Source organism: Streptomyces triticirhizae (assembly GCF_003696235.1).
Classification (GTDB): Bacteria; Actinomycetota; Actinomycetes; order Streptomycetales; family Streptomycetaceae; genus Streptomyces; species Streptomyces triticirhizae.
Map to the genome: position 1 here is coordinate 2,309 of NZ_RFFJ01000292.1, position 2,919 is coordinate 5,227.

At 75.7% G+C, this 2,919-nt stretch carries 3 protein-coding genes; 1 reads left to right on the forward strand and 2 read right to left on the reverse strand.

The window, feature by feature from the left end; genetic code table 11:
• Positions 1-143: 143 nt before the first annotated feature.
• On the forward strand, positions 144-947 hold the full coding sequence (locus tag EBN88_RS28355) for a tyrosine-protein phosphatase (RefSeq protein ID WP_122399880.1): 804 nt from the start codon (positions 144-146) through the stop codon (positions 945-947).
• A gap of 165 nt (positions 948-1,112) precedes the next feature.
• Here EBN88_RS28355 and EBN88_RS28360 read toward each other — a convergent pair whose 3' ends face one another.
• A complete protein-coding gene (locus EBN88_RS28360) occupies positions 1,113-2,216 on the reverse strand; it encodes a polyprenyl synthetase family protein (protein ID WP_407703478.1) in 1,104 nt (367 codons plus the stop codon).
• A partial coding sequence (locus EBN88_RS28365; RefSeq protein ID WP_199742519.1) for an FAD-dependent oxidoreductase occupies positions 2,213-2,919 on the reverse strand: 707 nt, incomplete at its 5' end. The genes EBN88_RS28360 and EBN88_RS28365, both read right to left, overlap by 4 nt.

The following is a 2,919-nucleotide window of genomic DNA, read 5'->3' on the forward strand; positions in this document are numbered from 1 at the left end:
ACGGGGCGTTGACTCATGGGGCCCATGATGCCGGCCGGGTCTGACATTCCGGCCGGCTCGGCCGGTGCCGTAGGGTCGCTTGCGGTGCGGGGCCCAGGGCGGGGCCCGAGGACCCCGGGCGGGGTCGGGCGGGAGGAGTCAGGATGACCGAGGTGCCGACGGAGCCCCTGTTGACGGCGGTGCGGAACTTCCGTGACCTGGGCGGGCTCCCCGCGCGGGACGGGCGCACGGTGCGCCGTGGCCGCCTCTTCCGCAGCGGGCACCTCGCGCACGCCACCGCCGAGGACGCGGCGTTCCTCGGCTCGTTGGGCCTGCGGGCGGTCTTCGACTTCCGCAACGCGGCCGACCTGGAGCTGGACGGGCACGACGTGGCCCTGCCCGGGGTGCGGAACGTGAACATACCGCTCAACGACCCGGCCGACGGCGCCGCGTTCTGGGACCTGGTGCGCCGGGGCGACGTGGACCGGCTGCGGCGGCAGCTGGCGGAGGGGCGCGGCGAGGAGCAGATGAAGGAGACCTACCGTTCGATCGTGCTCGGCAGGACCGCCGAACAGGGGCGGGTGCTGGCCGCGTTGGCCGAAGGGGACGTCCCGGCGCTGCTGCACTGCGCGGCCGGCAAGGACCGCGCGGGGTTGACGGTGGCGGTGGTGCTGCTGGCCCTGGGCGTGGAACGGGAGGTCATAGCCGAGGACTACCTGAGATCCAACGCCCCGCGGAGCCGCTATCTGGTGCGCAGGGACGAGCCGGCCGCGCGGCCGGGGGCCACGGCGCTCGACCCGGAGGTCCAACGGCTGCTCGCGCCGATGTTCGACGCCCGGATCGAGTACCTGTCGGCGGCCTTCGACACGATCGACACCCACTGGGGCGGCACCGAGGGCTATCTGACGCGCGGCCTGGGCCTGACCCCGCCGGCCAGGGAACGCCTGCGGGCGGCCCTGCTGGAGTGACCGGAGGCTCCCGGGCCCTGGGGCCCGGAAGCCCAACCCCCCAGCCGAGCACGGCTGGTCCACCCCCGCAGGGCGCAACTCCCGCCCCGCAGGGGCGGGCGGCCCCCCTGCCGCCGGCAAGGCACGGTGCCCGGCCACCGGGCGTGGCCGCTCCCCGAAAGAGAGCTACTTGCTGCGCACCACCACGAAGTCCGCCAGTTCCGTCAGCCGCCGCCTGGTCGCCGCCGGCAGAGTCACCGACTCCAGCGCGTCGATCGCGATGTCGTACTGGCGCCTGGCCTCGTCGGCGGTCCAGCGTCGGCCGCCCGCCTCGTCGATCAGCTCGGCCCTGGCGGCGAACTCCGCCTCGTCGAAGTCCTCGAACTCCTCGCGGCTCTTCTTCACGTCGGCGGTCAGCAGCGCCGTGAGCCGCGCGGCGGCCGGCCCCTCGGCGGCCATGGCGGCGACGACCGGCAGCGACTTCTTGCGCTGCCTGAGGTCGCTCCAGGTGAGTTTGCCGGTGGAACGGGGGTCGCCCCAGATGCCCAGCAGGTCGTCGACGGCCTGGAACGCCAGGCCCAGATGGCGCCCGTAGGCGTCCAACGCGTCGGCCAGCGCGTCGTCCGCGCCGCCCAGCACCGCGCCGATGGAGGCGGCGAAGGCCAGCAGCGCGCCGGTCTTGTTGCCCTCCATGGCCAGGCACTCGGCGACCGTGACCCGTTCCCGGTGCTCGAACGCGATGTCCTGGGCCTGTCCGTCTATCAACTGCCGGCTGGCGGCGGCCAGCCGGCGGGCGGCGCGCGCGGCGTGGGCGTCGTCGCCGTCCAGGATGATCTCGCTGGCCAGGGCGAAGAGCGCGTCGCCGACGAGGATGGCCTGGGCCGGGCCGTGCACCTTCCACACGGTGTCCCGGTGGCGGCGCTGCTCGTCGCCGTCCATGAGGTCGTCGTGGAGCAGCGAGAAGTTGTGCACCAGCTCCACCGCGACCGCGCCGGGGACGCCGACCTCGGGGGCGGCGCCGGCGGCCTCGGCGGAGAGCAGCGCGAGCGCGGGGCGGACCGCCTTGCCGCTGTCGGCGTCGGTGGGGCGGCCCTGGGCGTCGATCCAGCCGAAGTGGTAGGCGGCCACGGTGTCCATCGGCGGGGCCAGCCGGCCCACGGCGGCGCGCAGCGCTGGCGTGGTCAACGCCCGGCTGCGCTCCAGCAGTTCGACGACGGCGTGCGGCGGTCGTGCGGGCCGGGACGGCTCGGGCGCGCCGGGGGCTTCGGGTCGGGGGGCGGCCGGGTTCACGCGGGCTCCTTAGCCGGTCGTTGGGGGGTGGGCTCTCCCTGGACCGCCGCGCGCGCCGCCGCGAGGCCGCTGCGCACCGCGCTCTCCATGGTCGCTGGCCAGCCGGTGGCGGTCCACGCCCCGGCGAGGTAGAGGCCGTCGGCGCCGGTCACGGGACCGGGGCGGAGCCGGCCGACGCCCGGCGTGGGCGCGAAGGTGGCGGTGCGCTCGCGGGTGACGAAGAAGTCGAGCAGCCTGGCCTCGGCCGCCCTCGGCAACAGCCGCTCCAGCTCGGGGACATAGCGCTTGCGCAGCAGCTCGGCGGGCTGCTGGATCTCCTCGTCTGCCGCCGACTGGGACAGCGCCAGGTACTGGCCGCCCCTGGCCGCCGGCAGCGCGTCGAGTCCCGAGGGGCCGGTGCGGTCGAAGACCCACTGGACGGGGCTGTTGACGGCGGCGAAGAACGGTCGCCGCAGTACCGGGCGGTCGTAGATCACGTGGACGTTGAGGATCGGCGCGCTGTCGATCGCCAGCAGCCGGTCGGCGTCGGGCAGCGCGCCGGGTGGCAGCAGCCGGTGCGCCGCCTGCTGCGGGACGGCCAGCACCACGGTCTCGCCGGCGAGTTCCTGGTCGGGCCGGTGGCCCTGGCCCGGGCGGCTGCTGACGCCGAGCCGCCAGCCGCCGCCGGGCGCGGCCCGCAGCGTCCTGGCGCGGGTCGCGAGCA